At 47.3% G+C, this 15,972-nt stretch carries 13 protein-coding genes; all 13 read right to left on the bottom strand.

The window, feature by feature from the left end; translation table 11 throughout:
* Positions 1-10 precede the first annotated feature (10 nt).
* The 13 genes from ACUUJN_RS11415 to ACUUJN_RS11355 all read right to left on the bottom strand — a co-directional run bounded on the left by ACUUJN_RS11415 (position 11) and on the right by ACUUJN_RS11355 (position 15,880).
* Positions 11-1,015, bottom strand: coding sequence for an ABC transporter substrate-binding protein (locus ACUUJN_RS11415; RefSeq protein ID WP_023988374.1), 1,005 nt, complete (start codon positions 1,013-1,015; stop codon positions 11-13).
* A 120-nt stretch (positions 1,016-1,135) separates the two neighbouring features.
* Positions 1,136-1,633, bottom strand: coding sequence for an RDD family protein (locus tag ACUUJN_RS11410; RefSeq protein WP_023988373.1), 498 nt, complete (start codon positions 1,631-1,633; stop codon positions 1,136-1,138).
* A gap of 397 nt (positions 1,634-2,030) precedes the next feature.
* A complete protein-coding gene (locus tag ACUUJN_RS11405) occupies positions 2,031-3,167 on the bottom strand; it encodes a glycoside hydrolase family 88 protein (RefSeq protein WP_075154127.1) in 1,137 nt (378 codons plus the stop codon).
* 60 nt (positions 3,168-3,227) lie between these two features.
* A complete protein-coding gene (locus ACUUJN_RS11400; protein WP_028542367.1) occupies positions 3,228-5,138 on the bottom strand; it encodes a hypothetical protein in 1,911 nt (636 codons plus the stop codon).
* A gap of 28 nt (positions 5,139-5,166) precedes the next feature.
* On the bottom strand, positions 5,167-7,071 hold the full coding sequence (locus ACUUJN_RS11395) for a heparinase II/III domain-containing protein (RefSeq protein ID WP_484669647.1): 1,905 nt from the start codon (positions 7,069-7,071) through the stop codon (positions 5,167-5,169).
* A 206-nt stretch (positions 7,072-7,277) separates the two neighbouring features.
* Complete coding sequence (locus ACUUJN_RS11390) at positions 7,278-8,270, bottom strand: cation diffusion facilitator family transporter (protein ID WP_023988369.1); 993 nt, start codon at positions 8,268-8,270, stop codon at positions 7,278-7,280.
* Between the two features lie 259 nt (positions 8,271-8,529).
* On the bottom strand, positions 8,530-8,799 hold the full coding sequence (rpsN, locus tag ACUUJN_RS11385) for a 30S ribosomal protein S14 (protein ID WP_028542369.1): 270 nt from the start codon (positions 8,797-8,799) through the stop codon (positions 8,530-8,532).
* Positions 8,800-9,061: 262 nt separating this feature from the next.
* Positions 9,062-10,030, bottom strand: coding sequence for an ABC transporter ATP-binding protein (locus ACUUJN_RS11380; protein WP_053325319.1), 969 nt, complete (start codon positions 10,028-10,030; stop codon positions 9,062-9,064).
* A complete protein-coding gene (locus ACUUJN_RS11375; RefSeq protein ID WP_053325318.1) occupies positions 10,023-11,006 on the bottom strand; it encodes an ABC transporter ATP-binding protein in 984 nt (327 codons plus the stop codon). The genes ACUUJN_RS11380 and ACUUJN_RS11375 overlap by 8 nt, the downstream gene beginning before the upstream one ends.
* Positions 11,007-11,019: 13 nt before the next feature.
* Positions 11,020-11,946 (bottom strand): oligopeptide ABC transporter permease, encoded by a 927-nt coding sequence (opp4C, locus tag ACUUJN_RS11370; RefSeq protein ID WP_069079650.1) that lies wholly within the window; start codon positions 11,944-11,946, stop codon positions 11,020-11,022.
* A gap of 15 nt (positions 11,947-11,961) precedes the next feature.
* Positions 11,962-12,915, bottom strand: coding sequence for an ABC transporter permease (locus tag ACUUJN_RS11365; RefSeq protein ID WP_339201968.1), 954 nt, complete (start codon positions 12,913-12,915; stop codon positions 11,962-11,964).
* A gap of 107 nt (positions 12,916-13,022) precedes the next feature.
* Complete coding sequence (locus ACUUJN_RS11360) at positions 13,023-14,744, bottom strand: ABC transporter substrate-binding protein (protein WP_484669646.1); 1,722 nt, start codon at positions 14,742-14,744, stop codon at positions 13,023-13,025.
* A 200-nt stretch (positions 14,745-14,944) separates the two neighbouring features.
* Positions 14,945-15,880, bottom strand: a complete 936-nt coding sequence (locus ACUUJN_RS11355) for an ArsR family transcriptional regulator (protein WP_279830658.1) — start codon at positions 15,878-15,880, stop codon at positions 14,945-14,947.
* Positions 15,881-15,972 lie beyond the last annotated feature (92 nt).

Below are 15,972 nucleotides of genomic sequence, written 5' to 3'. Positions count from 1 at the left end.
GGTTCCATGTTTACTTTTGCTTCATCAAATCTGGAATTTGTTCAAGAAGCCGTTCTCTCGTGATGGCATCATCAAAATTCCATGAGCTGTCGAGTGTATATACCCGTTTGTTTTGAACCGCGGGAATGGTCTTCCATATTTCACTGTTCATCAGATTATTAGTAACTGCAACTGTTTCTTTACTCTGATCCGACAGAATAAATAGTTCATCCCCGATAAATGCAGGAAGCACCTCGTTAGAAATGGTAGCAAAGCGCTCTTTTTTATCAATCAGGTCTGTTTGTACCTTGGGAGCCGGTTTAAAGCCAAGCACATCATACAAGGACACGGATGCACCCTGATGTCCCATAACATACAGGTTCTTCCCCATAACTAACAACACTGTCGCTGTCTCTCCTGGCTTAATGTCAACATCCAGCTTGGCCTTCATTTGTTTGGCCTTCTCGTCATATAAGGTTTTGAATTGGTCTGCCTCTTTAGTTTTTCCAAGAAGTTTACCTAGCTCCTGCATACGTTCAAAAGTTGCCTGGTCGGAATGAAGAGCCACGGTAGGTGCAATTTTAGCTAACGTATCAATCGCCTTTTCATCCCAATTGTCGTGAAGAATAAGGTCCGGTTTCAGCATCGTCACTTTTTCCAGATTCACTGGGTAGCCTACATCGGTAATATCCTTGGTAAGGTCCGCATACACAATTTGTGACTGAATGACACTCAGACTCGCACCTGCTGGACGTACACCCAAGGCAAGCAAATCCCCCGGATCACTGCCTACATAAACGATCCGCTGTGGATTTACCGGAATCGTTACTTTACGTTTTTGAGAGTCTGTATATTCTCGGGTGGTCGGCGTTGTTGATGCCTCTTCCTTTTGAACCGTGCTGTTTGCAGCCTGTCCTGCTGTAGGGGAAGTTTGGGCAACATTTCCTTGAGAGCTACAAGCTGATAGTACAACGGCTATAATGAGCAGTACTCCCGCCAGTATAGGGAGTTTGGTCGATTTTTTTACATGTAGCATATGGATGTATCCTCCAAGTTATATAGTCTATAGAAAATGATAATCATTATCATTCACTTAATATTACATAATAGACCCATCTTCTGCAACGGAAATTTCCTTAATTCATGATATTTGAAGCTACTGGAGTGAAGGACAATTGCTGCTCATGTGCTGCAACTCCTTTTTATTCACAACAAAGGTGTTGGTACAAAGATCGTGGAGTCCCTGTTTTTTGGCAGTAAAAGCAACCACAATATAAATAATATGAGCAATTACAAAAGAAATGGCTTTAATCCAATAACGTCCTGAGGCATGTAAGAATCCAAGACGCTTTCCTTCCTTGTCTACAACAATTAAAGAGAACACCAGCTTACCCGGTGTTGCTCTTACCTTCGATGATTCCCATAACACACAGTACAACCATGGCACTACGAGCCATAAGATCAGCGGCCACAACATAAGCAGTACTTGTATGAAACCCGTCTCCTTTATGCCCAGAAGATCTGGGATAATGTAAATTGCGCCTCCTACTAAAAGGACTATGGCAGTAAGGATGATCAGATCAATCACAAACGCTGCCGTTCTTATCCAAAATCCTCCGTATATTCTTTTTGTACAATCACTTGTTGCTGTCATGATATGTATAACTCCTTTTGCAAATGAGATTTAAAATCCAGTTTATTCCTTTACACAAAAAGATATCATACGGTTACCCACCTATATTGTCAATTTACGAGTAAATGCTCTTAAACAAGTAAAAGGACCTATTTCCATGCATCAAAATGAAAATTTTCATAGGAGTTAAGAGCTTATATCAATGATTTTTCTCTGATTGGGTACAAAATAAGCTCAGCCACAATCTCTTAACCCCCTATAAGTAGTACTTTGGCATCGAAATAAATCCAGCCTTTTCATGCATAAAAAAACAGCGTATATGTAAATGAAATTACACACACGCTGCTTCACAATTCATTCCGTAAATCTGACAAACGACCGTATGATTAAAATGAGTTCGTTCTTGCACGCTTATACACTATATTTTTTTGCATTCAACACTAAACAAACCTTCTTCTCCGCGCAGCTTTGCCAATGCCTCGACAAAGAAATAATCGCCATAGATAATGGGAACGTTGATGTATTTTTGCTCAGGATAATGTACAGTCCCGTTCATCAGCAATCCCTCATGCTCCTCGCCCCACGCCGTACATGTATGATGCAAGCCCTCGAGGATAGATGCTGCAGCTTCTGTAAAATGCTCTGCACGCGTCGAATATTTTGCCAGCTCCAGCAAACCACTGGCCGCAATTGCCGCCGCCGATGAATCCCATGCCCCGCGGTGCTCTTCTTCTGCTCTAAAATCCCACACAGGCAGGCAAGCATCGCCCAGCTGGGACAGGAAAAAGTCAGCCGTGTTCTCGGCCACCTTCAAATAACGCGAATCGCGCGTGTACCCATACGAAAGCGTAAAACCATACAAAGCCCAAGCCGTGCCACGTGCCCAGGCAGAACCGGGAGCAAATCCCTGTCCACCATGCTCGGCGACCTTTTTTCCAATCTCCGGATCGAATTCGATCACATGTGCGATAGAGCCATCCGAACGGACAAATTCACGTGCTACGGTATCTGCATGCTGCACAGCGAGAGCGGCAAAACGCGGATCTCCGCTTTCCTCCGAAGCCCAATAAAGCAGGGGTAGATTCATCATACTGTCTATAATCGCAACGCCCCGTGTATCCATGTCCTTCGAGGGGAAGTTCCACGCACGAATAAAACGGCCATTCACGTTAAAACGGGCAGCCAGCAGATTGGCAGCCAATAACCCACGTCTTCTGGACTCAGAATCTCCGTTCAATCGGTGGGCGGCCACGCCGCTGAGCATCCAAATAAAGCCAAGATCATGGTCTACAGCTTCGCTATTATAGAGTATTTTTTCCAAACGACCCTCGCACCGCTGTGCAATCCCGGCAGCCACACTGTCAGGACGCGCCCGATTGGCTAGCCATAGCAGTCCCGGATAAAAGCCTGCTGTCCACCACGCTTCTTCACGATTATCATAACGTCCACCCTCTGCAACATGTGGAAAAGCGTCCCCCAGTCTTGCCGCCAAGGCAAGCGTTTTATCCAAAGCCAGCTCCCACGATTGCTCCAGCCACGCTTCTGTTTTCGTCATTTCTTTTTCCTCTCCCTTTTTCCACATGTTTAAAAATATATATGGCTACACCAGTTCCATTTATTCAGGTAACCGAATGATAAAGGAAATGCGGTTGCCTTCACATTCCAGACGCGCTCCCTTAAGTAAACCATTCCGACAGGCCACAGAAGCTAATTCTTCCGGCCAAACCACGTTCGTTCCTTCCGTCGTCGGGATGACTTCAAGGCTTGCACCTGCGTATTCTACTCGAATGCTTTCCGTTTCTTTCCCAGCTGACATGACATGATGAATAACACTGCGCTCCCGACCGTCGTACGCCATTAGGGGAATAAGTGCCCCTACATTCTGAATATTGCCTTGAAGCTCATACGCCACTTCAATTTTGCCGGGTACCTGACGATAATGCGTTCGGATTTCCCTCACTCCCGGGAATGGGCCTTCCCACAGGAGTGTAAAATCCGTTGCTCCGTCAGACGCTGAGCTTTGTTCCATCTGTACGGTTCCTCCACCATCCTGCGGGTCAATCCCTCCATCCCGGTCGAACTCCAGCGTACCGGGAATGCCCTCCGACAAGCTGTGCCACTTTCCGTCCTCCGTTTGCCAGGCCGGGGTATAGCTCAACGGGAAAATATCTCCCTCCGCGAAGCCTGTAAAGCCGCGGTCTGCATGACCTGCTGAGGACGGACCGATCAGCGACGGCAGCGCAGACTGCTGAATACGCACGATGCCCGGAATATTGTACGGGTCGTTGACCGATGTTTGCACAAGCATTTGCTGCCCGTCTACGGCTGCAATGACAGTCTGGAACCAGCCATCCGTTGCCAACACCCGGCTGCCGATCTCCGCCGGGATGAAGGTTGGGGAAATGCGATCCATCTCCTCACCATGTAGAAGGGTGTGGGCCAGCACAGCCGCCGTCCACAGACTGTAGCAGGTATGATTCGAGTACACCTCAAAGCCATGCCGTGCCTCGGACGGATAATGGTTGCGGACGATATGCAGCTTGCCGTCATCCGTCTGCCAGCGGCTAATCGCTTGCCAGCATAGATCTGCTGCCCGTCGGAACGCACCTGCGAGCCCATGCTCTCCTGCTGTAAAAGCCTGCTGTGCATGTGTTGTAAAGACAAAGGCCGCCGCCGATTCGTTCCACTGATGCTGGGCGCTTCTTCCACGCGGCGGAATTTCCCCGTGCGGGGATAGCGCCAGTAATGTGCTGAGCGCCCCCTTGCGAAGGTGGTCACGCAGTTCGAGTGCGCAGCTGCCATCATATCCGTTCTCCAGCATCACGCCCAGATGAAAACGTGTAACGATATCGTAGGCAAATGGGCTATTGGGCCGATCCAACGGACCATCCTGATACAGGCCCAACCTGGTAAAACGAGGCAAATGGTAGCTGCGGATATACGTCTCCATCCATTCCGAATCGGCTGCAATTCCTTCCGTTGCACGCAAAAACTCGCCGGAAATCATAATCGCATTCCAGTTGATCATCCGGTTCGGATTTTTCATTTTGCTCATCGTAAAAATGTAGGTCTGCTCCGGCTGAATTCTGCTCAGTTGCTGCTTCCATGCCATGGCTTGTTCTGGCAGCAGATTTTTAAGGAGCCGATACGCTCCCATCATCATAATTGGAAAAAAGTCTGGGTGGTGATCTGGCGCTTTTTCCTCCACTACACAAGCTATGCTATGCGTCAAGGCCGCAGCAGCAGATTCCAGTAAATCATGCCGGCCTTCTTTGACCAACACCGCCGCAGCCAACGCATAGGAGGGGGTGGAGTAGTACCGTTCACTTTCAGAATGGGGGTCAATGATAGCTCCGGTTTCGTCCTGATGCAGGGCATATGCGCGAACCAGCTTTTCCAGCACAGCCAGCTTATGTTGGTGAGTCCAACCGTCATTCACTCGATTTGGCGCGCTTTCCACCTGTTCAATAAATCTCTCCAGCTCCGTCTGCCAAGGGTACACGCTGCCTGTCTGCAGCTTATTCATCCTGTCTGCCTCCCATTCAAAATGAAAATTAATGTATGGTAAAAAACAGATTACAATCTACGCTTGCAGAACCGTTCCATTGATTGGAGTCCAGTTGCAGCGATGTTTTATAAAACACAAAAGGAACTCCGTCATGATCTATGTGCTTCACAGCCTCCAACCCCGCCCGCAGCACGCTGGCATCATAATCTAACCTGACCCCTGCGTTCGCTCCCTTCCATTCCACGAAGCCTGCTCCCAGATTAGGCTGAATACGACTGATCAAAAGCTCCTCCACATCCCGTGACTTCATGCTCACGCCAGACGTTTCAAACTCAAAATGATCTGTGACGGTAAGCCTTGCCCCCTCGTTTCCCTCCAGCACATTCCATGTAAAGGAGCGGGTGAAGACTGCCAATTCTTCTACAGGATAAGCAGATGTCAAATCAAGCTTAAGCCTTGTGCCCGTCTGTACCTCCTCCTGCTCATCCAAAGCAATATCCAGCACAGCCGCCTTTGCCTGTGCGCTCGATTGCTGCATAGTCCCATTGATGACAGGCACGGAATGACCGCCGGAGGAGATATTAATAATCGACTCTCGTCCCGATGAAAAATAGGCTTTCGTGTACAAGCCTGCTCCCAGATCGCACAATATATTTTCGCCACCGCCATGAAGGATGAAATGTCCAAGATCGTTATGATTGTGCGGTTCATTGTTATGCCCAGCCTTCGCTGAAAATGCAAGCATGACACCTGGTTCACCCTTTTGGCTTTCGGGTCCACTATGGCTGGAACTGCAGCTGCGGCACATCAGCCAACCGAGTTGCGGCAAATAATTGGTAACGGTCTCACCGCTCCCGAATGCCAGAGGATTCGTCCAGACCAAGTTGCGCAATACATGAGCCCAGCGGCGACAGGGGTCTTCCAACAGACCAGGTACGCGGAAAGGGAGTGTAGATGGTCGTCCTTGCAAAGAATTCAAATGAGAAATGAGTCCGGAAGGCAATCGTTCCGTTTCACTACTGTCCGAATAATTAGCGAAAATGCCATCCGACAGATGAACCCGCTCTGCAAAGGCTGCGATTTGCCTAACCTTTTCCGAGTTCAGAATATCCACAGTTCCCTCGGTAAACTCACGCAGCATATCGGCAAAATAAGTGAAATAACCAAAGCCGTATACCCAGTAACCTACGCCTTCGGGACATCCCCCATCCTCTCTGTAGCCTGCCAAAAAACAATCCAGCGCGCCCAGCATACTCTCGATGGCTACCGCTCTGGAAAAGTCGTCTTCTACCAGCAGCAATGCTGCAATTCCGCAACCGGAAGCACATACTGCCGACCAATTATGATCTGCGGTTTCCCATCCAAAATGACGAGGCTTCCAAAAAACGGGTTCCAGCACACGACGTTCAATCTCTTCGTGCACCTGAGCGACCACATGGCTAGCCAGTTGTTCTCCTAGCAGCAATAAAATTTCAACCAGCGTTTGTGCTGTTTCGGACGCGAATAAATCCACCTGCTGCCAAGGCGGTGTTACTGTGTCCTCTTCATTGACATGTGCAGGAAGCGCCCATGTGTACTCGCTACATATGTCCAGCAGACCGCTTTCCACCTCTTTCATCTTTCGAGGCTCCGGCTTGACAACAGCTTCAAGCACTATAGCAACCAGTCGTCCACGCCGTTCAAAGTACACATCCTCATACGGCTTGCGCTCTCCTGTATTAGTAAATTCCCGAAACAGAGACAACGGCAGTTCAGGCCATGATGTTTCCCGATTATCTTTACAGACACGCACAATATCCATCCAAAGTTCGGCGTATATCGGCTCAGAGACAGTCGTCCGCAGCCTTTTTGTCCAATTACTCCTTAACCGTTGCCTTGCTGAATCCTGCATGCCGCCAGCCAGCGCCTTAACGAGCCGCGAAGCAGGCCAAGCCTCCCTCAGAAGACTCATTTGCATTTCCTCCCCATGAGAAGCATTTGTTTCACCTTCTTTTTTGTTAACGCTTTCATTGTATCTAACAATCATCCTAAATTCAAAGGGGTAGTAAAACAATTGAGAAAAAGTAAAAGAACCTCCATGCCCCGTTGCTGTGGTCATGGAAGTTCTTATTTTACACTATTGCCAATCCCCGTCCAGATTCGCTTTGATCATTTTTTCTAAACTGTGGGTTTCTCTTGTTTCCACTTTCTAATCCCGTCATCTTCCAGAATACCCAATGCTGCATCTGAGATATTAGGATCACGTAGCAAAGCGTCCTCGACTCTAAATTTAATATCGTCAGCATCTGCCAGCGTCATGCCCGGTGTAAGCTCAATCAACCCTTCCACGTGATAGTAGCGTCCCTCCTGTAAAATACGCATTTGATAAATATCCGTTACATGTGTATCTGCTAGAATAATGGAAGCCACACGTTCTTCGATATCAGGAGGAGCAGATACACCAATCAAGCCTACCATGTTGTCGTAACCGACCCGGAAAGCAACACCGACCATCAGACAACCGATGAGTATACTCGAAATTCCGTCCAGCAGTTTAAAATCTGTCAGCGATGTGACCACCACTGCTAGCAGAGCAAGTACTCCACCCGTTGTTGCTACCAAATCTTCATAAAACACCAGCCGGGTTGGCGGTGCAGCACGCCCCACATGGCGGAACGCAGTGGTGAAAATGCTTAGCCCCTTCGCTTCTACTCTGGATTCATGCAGCACTTCTTTCATCGCTTTGCTCCATACAAATCCGTCCACCACTAGTGACAAAATCAGCACTACTACATTAATCCAAAATCCATGTGTAGATTCAGCTGGATGCTGCAGCAAATGAATGCCTTCCAATGCGGTTTCATAGGCCATAATCGTTACAACAATAACGGCAACCATACAAAACAGGTTAATCACTCGTCCAAAGCCGGTAGGAAAGCGTTTTGTCGGTTTTTTCTCTGCCAGTACACTGCCCGCGAATACAAACATTTGATTCACTGCATCCGCAATGGAATGCATCATCGTAGCAAACATAGAGCCGCTGCCTGTCAAGGCAAAAGCAATCCCCTTAATCAGAGCAATGCCGGTATTACCTAACGCCGCCGAGCCCGAGGATTTGTTTCCTTTTTTGACCATACTCCAAAAGGAGTCCTCTCTCTGTTTCACTTCCATCTTGTAGCTCCTCCTGAGGTATACATAATCTGATATATCCACATTATGTAATCGTTTGTTATGTATATTTTTAACCCGTCCATATTCTACCTAACCATCTAAGGAGAATCAATACAAACGATAATATTTTCCATAGAAAAGGAATGCCCCATGTCCCCCTACGACATGAAGCATTCCCGTTACAACCTTCTATCAGACATATCCTCAGGTTAACAACACAGATAATCTCCATGCGCTGACGATCGACATAAGTGCCTGTTTACCAGCTTGATTTCGTAATTCCTGGAATTTGGCCTTTATGTGCCAACTCGCGGAACGCGATACGAGACAGCTTGAATTTGCGCAAGTATCCTCTAGGTCTGCCTGTCAGCTCGCAACGGCTTTTCAGGCGGGTTGGAGATGAGTCACGCGGAAGCTTTTGCAAAGCTTCGTAGTCCCCTTTTGCTTTCAATTCACGTCTCAGGTCCGCATATTTAGCTACAATTTCCTGGCGTTTCTTCTCTTTTACGACTTTTGACTTCTTGGCCATGTAAAGCTCCTCCTTGTGATATATGCCAATCATGAAGGCTCACCATCACTACCGCGAGATTGATGAACACGGATATGGACATGATTTCACACCTTAAATAGTAATCGTTACGATTACTATTTAATATACCGCTGCTCCAGGTATGTTGTCAACCCAAGCGGTTTGAATCACGACATTAAAAAGCCGTTGAAACAGCAGCCCCCTTCACTCTTGTGAACGGTCTGCCGTTTCAACGGCTTTAAAATTTGCTGACTAACTTTGTTCATTCAGCCAAATGGCAAGCTACCCAGTGATCTGGACGAGCCTCACGATAGAGTGGAATCTCTTTGGAGCAACGGTCGATTGCAAAGGGGCAGCGAGTATGGAACTTGCAGCCCGAAGGCGGATTAACCGGACTTGGAATATCCCCCTTGAGCAAAATACGTTCTCTCTTCAGCTTCGGCACCGGAATAGGTACAGCCGACAGCAACGCCTTCGTATACGGATGCAACGGATTCCCGAATAGCTCGTCACGCGATGCCGTTTCGACCATGGAGCCTAAATACATCACGCCAATACGGGAACACAAATGTTCCACCACGCTCAAATCATGCGAGATGAACAAATATGTCAGACCCCGTTCGGCCTGCAATTTGGCGAATAGGTTAATAATCTGCGCCTGTATGGACACATCCAGCGCTGATACCGGCTCATCAGCGATAATTAAATCCGGCTGAAGCGCCAGCGCTCGGGCAATGCCGATCCGTTGGCGTTGACCTCCCGAAAATTCATGGGGAAAACGGTCGATATGATACTCTGACAATCCACATAGCTTGAGCACGTCCAGCACAATCTGCCGGACCTCCTCCTTCGTTGCTATACCGTGATCCAGTAGCGCCTCACCAATGGCATCACCAATCCGTACACGCGGATTCAGCGAGCTATATGGGTCTTGAAAGATCAGCTGAATTTTGGGACGAAGTTCCTGCATCCCTTTGGCTGACAAGCTGTGTAGATCCACCCCTTTGTATTTTACGGTACCGTCCGTTTTATCCGTCAATCTAACAATCGTGCGGCCCACTGTGCTTTTACCGCTCCCCGATTCCCCTACCAATCCGAAGGTTTCACCCTGACGGATCGTAAAGCTGATATCGTCTACCGCCCGCACATGTCCTGAAGTACGGTTCATAAACCCGGACTTCACCGGAAAGTACGTTTTTAAGCGGTCTATTTCCAACAACGGCTCAGCCATGAACAACCGCCTCCTCATATAACCAGCAGGATGCTTTCTGCTGAGCTGAAACTTCTTTCAATGTAGGCTCCTTTACACGACAAATGTCCATGCACTGCCCACAGCGGTCATGAAAATAACAGGAAGTCGTCAGCTCCAGCGGATTAGGTACCTGCCCGGGAATGGAATACAGTTCCTCTTGGCGCTGATTAAGCACCGGTTTGGATTTTAGTAACCCTTGTGTATAAGGATGCTTGGGATGATTAAACAGCTGTACCACTTCGCCTTCCTCGACGATCTTGCCTGCATACATCACAATGACGTAATCAGCCATTTCGGCGACAACACCCAGATCATGGGTGATTAGCATGAGCGACATATTGGATTGGGCTTTAAATTCACGCAGCATATCCAGGATTTGCGCCTGAATCGTTACATCCAACGCCGTGGTTGGCTCATCCGCGATAAGCAGCTTGGGACCACAAGAAATAGCAATTGCAATCATAATTCGCTGCAGCATCCCCCCGCTCAGCTCATGCGGATAACTTTTTAAAATCTGCTCCGGCCGGGATATACCGACCTGTTCGATCAGCTCCAGTGCTCGCTTACGAGCTTCCTTACGGCCCATTTTCAAATGCTCAATCAGTGGTTCGGATAGCTGTTCACCAATGGTCATGACCGGATTCAATGAAGACATCGGCTCCTGAAAGATCATGGATATTTCATGTCCGCGAATCGTGCGCATCTCATTTCTGCTAAGCTCTAGCAGATCGGTTTCCTCAAAGCGGATGCTTCCGCCTGCCACTTTACCACCGGGACTCTGGATCAGACCCATGATGGACATCGCGGTAATACTTTTGCCGCATCCCGATTCACCGACAATGCATACCGTTTCCCCTGGCTTCACACGGAAGCTGATATCATCCACCGCTTTAACCGTTCCTTCTTCTGTATAAAAATGAGTGCTTAAATGTTCAATAGAAAGTAAATTGTCCATGGTGTATGATCACCTACCTCTTATGTTTCGGGTCAAGTACATCCCTCAGCCCGTCACCAAAAATATTAATAGCGATGACTGTAGCAAAAATAGACAGTCCTGGCGGTATCCACAACCACGGACGTTGCTGAAAATCCAGCACATTGTTAGCGGCATCAATCATGTTGCCCCAAGTCGGTGTTGTGGGCAGCACGCCAAGGCCAAAGAAGCTGAGCACAGATTCACTCAGGATGGCTCCGCCAATATTCAATGTAGCGATAACGATCAACAACGGTAAAATATTCGGCAGTAGATGCTTGAACAGCTTTCGACGATTCGAGAGTCCCAGTACCGTCGCGGCTTGCATAAATTCACGTTCCCGCAAACTAAGCATCTGGCCCCTCACCATCCGTGCAATCCCCGGCCAGTTGACCAGACTAAGCATCAGCATGACAATATACATCCGTTGATCGGGTGGAACCTTCCAGTCAGATAGCAGCGCGCCCATAATAAATAGCAGGGGCAAACTGGGAATCGTCAGCAGCAAATCAGCAACGCGCATAATAATCTGATCCGCAATTCCGCGAAAATATGCGGATATGACCCCCAGCGTAGCCCCCAAAAAGACTGACAATACCATTGAAGCCAAACCCACGGTAAGAGAAATTTGACCTGCTTGCATCACACGTGTCAACACATCCCGCCCCAGCTTGTCTGTTCCTAACCAGTGATGGATATTTGGCGCCTTGTTCATCATTAATATATTTGTTTTATTATCGGAATAAGGAGAAAATAGCGGACCGATAAAACAGAGCAAAAACATAAATACCACGACAAGCAGACCAGCCATAGCAAGCTTGTTTCTGAACAGCTGCCGGAGCGCTTGCTGCCACATTGAAGATTTAACAGTTGTTCGCAGTCTGCCGTTGCTCTTGCTCAAATTACTGCTCACGGATGACATTCCTTAGCCCCCTTCTTACACTTTCACACGCGGGTCCGCGATGCGATACAAAATATCGGACAACAGTGTTCCGATAACGCTCAATATGGCAATTAGCATCGTAAAGCCCATAAGTAGTGGATAATCCCGGAGCGAAAAGGATTGCATGTACAACTGACCGATTCCTGGCCAATTAAAAATCTTTTCAATAATCAGGGACCCGCCAAACAGCGCAGGTAATTCGAAGCCAACGAGCGTAATGGCAGGCAGCAATGCATTTCTCAATGCGTGCGTAAAAAGTACCTTTCTTTCCTTTAAGCCCTTTGCACGGGCTGTGCGTATATAATCCTGCTGGATCACGTCGATCATATTGCTACGGAAGTAGCGGGTCAACGACCCCAGTCCCAACAGCGTCATAACGATCACTGGCAAGGTCATATGCTGGAGAACCTCCTTCACATACTCCATACCTGTAGCGTTACTCCCCGTATTAAGCATGCCACCGGGTGGCAACCACTTCAGGTCAACCGCTGCGATTTTAATCAGATACAACCCGATAAAAAATGAGGGCACAGACATGGCAGCGAAAATCACCACCATTACCAGAGTATCAAACCATGAATACTGCTTATAAGCAGCAACCACACCGATAATGACCGCGATAAACCAGGTCAGGAAGGTCGATACAACGGCCAGCAAAAACGAGTTCCAGATATACTCATTAAATAAGGTCAGCACCGGCTTTTGCTGGGCAAGCGAAAAACCAAAATTTCCATGCAGCGCATTGCCCAGCCAATTTCCATAGCGTTCAAGAATAGGCTTATTCAGGCCGTAAATTTCTCTCAGTTCCGCCTTTCTCTCTGGCGACAGCTTCAGATTGCCGCTAATGAAATCTCCCGGTGTCATGGCATACAGGAAAAAAATCATCATCGAAGCGGCCAACAAAATAATAACCATATACGTCAGTCTTTTCGTTAAAAACGAGCTCATGACAAACTCCTTTCAATTCAAGGTCAGGCTACTCATTACGTTTCCCCCATTTGGGAGGCCCCTTGATCCGAACCTGATGTTCTTCACAAGGGGCCCGCAAATGTGGCTTATTTAAGGGACCATTCGAACAGATTACCAGACAAGCCAATGAACGGACTAACCTTTACATGTTCCATCCGACCATTGTATGCATACACCGTCTTCTTATAGTTGGTAAAAATTACGGGCAGTTCATCGTTTAGCAGCACATATAATTCTTGATATATTTTCTTGCGTTCTTCCATATTCGTCGTAGACAAGCCTTTTTCATATAGCTCTTTTACCTTTGGATTGTTATATCCCTTGACTTCTCCATTGACGAATTGCTCGATTCCATCTGATGGATCTGTCAGCATGCCTGTCGAAAAGGCGGCAAGATCATAATCTTTACCTTCTACTTTGGCGACCATTGCATTAAAGTCTGCAAAGATTTCCGGCTGTAGGTCAACGCCAATCGCTTTGTAATTTTCAGCCGCAAGCGCAATAAAGGTATCTGTTTCTGGACGTTTAGAGGTCAGCAGGTGAATGGTCAGCTTCTGACCGTTTTTCTCACGGATGCCATCACTACCTTCTGCCCAGCCCGCTTCATCCAGCAGCTTTTTCGCTTGCTCTGGGTCGTAGTTATATGGATTGATTCCATCGGTCGTGTAAGACCAGAATATTGGGGAAGCTGGAATGTTTGCGACCGCCCCTGCTCCCTGTGCTGCGTCGACATAAATGCTTTTCCGATCCAGTCCATAGGTCAATGCTTGACGAACCTTTTTATCCTTAAGCTTTTCATTTTCAAGATTTACTTGCAAATATCCATAAGTGCTAGGGGTATACGGCAAAATGTTTAAAAAGCCAAGCCCTTTTAGTTTGTCGATATTTTCCTGAGTTGCGGTGAATTGAGCAAAATCGGTATCGCCTGTTTCTATGAATTGCCAAGCGTCGCCTTCTGCTGTTTTGTAAATGAAATGCTGTGTTTTCGGTTTGCCTTTGAAAAAGTGATCATTCGCCTCCAGACGAACTTCTTGCCCTGGAATGAACTTTTCCAACTTATAAGCCCCATTTCCCAGAGGGCTACTATGTAAATTTTTAAAATAATCCAGCTGTCCGAACTTGTAATCCTTGCCGTAGTAGGCTTTGGACAGTACATAGTCACCCAGAATCGGCAGAGCCAGCGCGTTTGGTTTTTCCAACGTCGCAGAAATGGTCTGCGCATCAATCACCTTGATTCCTTCAATTTGTTTTGCCTTGCCTTCCGTATAGTCTTTGCCGCCTTTAATGTTCAGCTTTCGGATTTGGCTGTCACCAGGATAGGCTTTGTCATAGATCAACGTCCAGGTAAAAGCGACATCCTCTGCTGTCAAAGGAGAGCCATCACTGAATTTTGTACCGGGAACCAGATGAAACGTGTACGTTAGATTATCCTTAGAAATATCCCAGCTCTTAGCCAGATTTGGCAGCGGAAGCCCCTTCTCGTCTACCGTGACCAGCGGAGTCCACAACTGCGAAATCACGTTGCCATCATAGCCGCTTTGGTTAAAATACGGAGTAAACACCCCGGCTGGGTCAGTCAGACCAACAATAATCGTGTCGCTTCTCTTTTTGGACACTTCCGGCAATTTGGATAAATCTGAAGCTTGTACCAGACTTGTTAATGGCTGCGCTGTAGCGGCTGTCTGTGCGACATCACTATTTTGCGAAGTAGCCTCATTAGCGCTATCTGATCCACCACTAGAGCAAGCTGCTAATAAGGTAGAACTTGCCAGAAATAGACTGCTGAGTAGAATAATTCCCTTTTTCAAAATAATCCCCCCGAGTTAATTTAGTAAATTCCGATCGAACAAGTTGTAATTAATAAGATAAATCTCATTATAGGAATCTATTCCGGTTCTGTAAAGAGAGAACTCCATTTTTTATAAAAAAAAAGACGTCAACTCATCTGGATTCCAAATGATCGACGTCTATTTGTTTAAAGTGTTAAAGTCTAACTGGTGCGTGTAGCCTAATTTCGCTCCATATAGCCAAGAATGCTCCGATGCATTTCATCCACAGCCGAAAGCCGTGCGCTATATCCGAGTAATGTTTCGCCATCAAAATGTGCATGGATGAAGCCAGAGGCCCGGAGCTTAAAAATATGATCGTGCGTGATTCCCTTGGACAGCTTGAGATGACGGACAATCTCAATAAAGGTTCGTGGGGACTGGCTTTGGTACAAATATTTTAAAATCTTTAGCCTGCTCTTCTCCCCCAAACTTCGGATCATTCGATATTCCTGTGGGGATAAAAAATCGTCCTCCTGAACATAAATCCCTGCCGAATAATGGCACAACAGGAGCGACCCAAATCGATAAATGATATTAATCGGCTGAAAATGGTATTGAGGCACCAGCAACACCCGTGTCAGCCCTTCGGAAGGCTCGAACCGGAAGCCATTAGTGGTACGATCCACCCACTCCATAGAGCTATGTAAGCCCTTCTCCTTATTTCTCCGTTCAGCTTCCTGTTCCAGACCGCTTAGAATACTCGTATCCACATGGCGAAAATACTCCTCGTCCCAGCCAGATAGCAGTTGCAAAGCAAGTTTACGAAGCTTCTCCATATCGTCAGGCAGCGGGACCCCAAAGGCTGATGCCTGTTCATTTAATTGCTGTACAGCCCGGTTCTCCAGACGGTCTACGACCTCTTCAACGTTCCCCTGATCAGAAAGCATACAGACGAGTCCATAAATAACCTTCCAATCTGCATTGATTTCCATGGACTCCAGCAATTTAGACAAACCTGGAGACAGCGTTCTACGCACTTGCTCCGCCCACCCGGCTGATAAATCGGTCTTCTTGTAAGCCTTGCGGCAAATAAAGGTGTGTAAGCTGCTGAGCAGCTCAAACACCGGTCCATATGCTACATGTACATCGTAAGGAGCATTCACGTCGTGACTCATCGCTTTCTGTCCTCTTTTCTTTCATGTCTGATGTCCATTATACATACTATCGTACACCCGTTCATTCTTAGTGATCCATTCATACGAGAATT

Source organism: Paenibacillus sp. LRG-1 (genome assembly GCF_057220305.1).
The sequence above is the reverse complement of the archived record's forward strand: the minus strand, read 5'-3'. Positions and strand labels throughout refer to the sequence as shown.

Bases quoted from the DNA above. Each gene is read 5' to 3' on its own strand.
- ACUUJN_RS11355 (WP_279830658.1), bottom strand. From the start codon at position 15,880: ATGAGTCACGACGTGAATGCTCCTTACGATGTACATGTAGCATATGGA.
- ACUUJN_RS11390 (WP_023988369.1), bottom strand. From the start codon at position 8,270: ATGGAAGTGAAACAGAGAGAGGACTCCTTTTGGAGTATGGTCAAAAAA.
- ACUUJN_RS11415 (WP_023988374.1), bottom strand. From the start codon at position 1,015: ATGCTACATGTAAAAAAATCGACCAAACTCCCTATACTGGCGGGAGTA.
- rpsN (WP_028542369.1), bottom strand. From the start codon at position 8,799: ATGGCCAAGAAGTCAAAAGTCGTAAAAGAGAAGAAACGCCAGGAAATT.
- ACUUJN_RS11410 (WP_023988373.1), bottom strand. From the start codon at position 1,633: ATGACAGCAACAAGTGATTGTACAAAAAGAATATACGGAGGATTTTGG.
- ACUUJN_RS11365 (WP_339201968.1), bottom strand. From the start codon at position 12,915: ATGAGCTCGTTTTTAACGAAAAGACTGACGTATATGGTTATTATTTTG.
- ACUUJN_RS11405 (WP_075154127.1), bottom strand. From the start codon at position 3,167: ATGACGAAAACAGAAGCGTGGCTGGAGCAATCGTGGGAGCTGGCTTTG.
- ACUUJN_RS11400 (WP_028542367.1), bottom strand. From the start codon at position 5,138: ATGAATAAGCTGCAGACAGGCAGCGTGTACCCTTGGCAGACGGAGCTG.
- ACUUJN_RS11375 (WP_053325318.1), bottom strand. From the start codon at position 11,006: ATGGACAATTTACTTTCTATTGAACATTTAAGCACTCATTTTTATACA.
- opp4C (WP_069079650.1), bottom strand. From the start codon at position 11,946: ATGTCATCCGTGAGCAGTAATTTGAGCAAGAGCAACGGCAGACTGCGA.
- ACUUJN_RS11395 (WP_484669647.1), bottom strand. From the start codon at position 7,071: ATGAGTCTTCTGAGGGAGGCTTGGCCTGCTTCGCGGCTCGTTAAGGCG.
- ACUUJN_RS11380 (WP_053325319.1), bottom strand. From the start codon at position 10,030: ATGGCTGAGCCGTTGTTGGAAATAGACCGCTTAAAAACGTACTTTCCG.